Source organism: Massilia sp. TSP1-1-2, assembly GCF_049896185.1.
Lineage (GTDB): Bacteria > Pseudomonadota > Gammaproteobacteria > Burkholderiales > Burkholderiaceae_D > Telluria_A.
In genome coordinates this window covers 1-691 of sequence record NZ_JAFCTU010000177.1, presented here as the reverse complement: position 1 = coordinate 691, position 691 = coordinate 1, and the positions used below count along the sequence as shown (strand labels likewise).

At 62.2% G+C, this 691-nt stretch carries 1 protein-coding gene; it reads left to right on the top strand.

Annotation, left to right across the window (positions count from 1 at the left end):
* Positions 1-619: Smr/MutS family protein (locus tag ACP7BV_RS27570; protein ID WP_426108100.1), on the top strand; the 619-nt coding region annotated here is incomplete at its 5' end.
* Positions 620-691: the final 72 nt, after the last annotated feature.

The following is a 691-nucleotide window of genomic DNA, read 5'->3' as shown; positions in this document are numbered from 1 at the left end:
CGCCCTACTTCGGCAGCATCGACGCCAGGCGCGCGCCATCGAAAAAGCCGAGCGCGAGGAAAAAGAACGGGTGCTCAAGCAGGAAGCCGGCTTGTTTCGTACCGCGCTCGGTGGCGTCAAGAAGATTGCTGAATCGAACCGCTACGTGCCCAATGCGCCGCCCGGCATCAACGTCACGGTCAAGCCGGCCCGGCCCCGCTCCCAGGCTGAAGATGACGCTGCCGTGCTGCGCGAATCGCTGTCGGACCAGTTTGAGGTCGATCACTTGCTTGACGATGACCCGAGCCTGAGTTTTACGCGGGCCGGGGTCGGCTCGGACGTGGTGCGCAAGCTGCGCAAGAATTACTGGCCGGTGCAGGATGAACTCGACCTGCACGGCATGCGGCGCGACAAAAAATCGCCCAACTGGTCGCGCGCCATGAAGCGCAAGCTGCGCTGCGTATGCGTGATTCACGGCAAGGGCCTCGGCTCGGCTGGCGGCGAGCCGGTGCTGCGTTCCATGGTACACAGCTGGCTCGAGCAAAAGGATGACGTGATCGCCTTTTGCGCCGCCAATGTGGACGGACGCAATCACGGCGCCCTGATCGTGCTGTTGAAAGGGGCGCTCAACGCCAAGTAAGGGCTTATTTATTCCGGTTTACCAAGTCCGCATAGGGCGTGCTAGGCTCAACTTTCGCCCACCTTCGCCGAC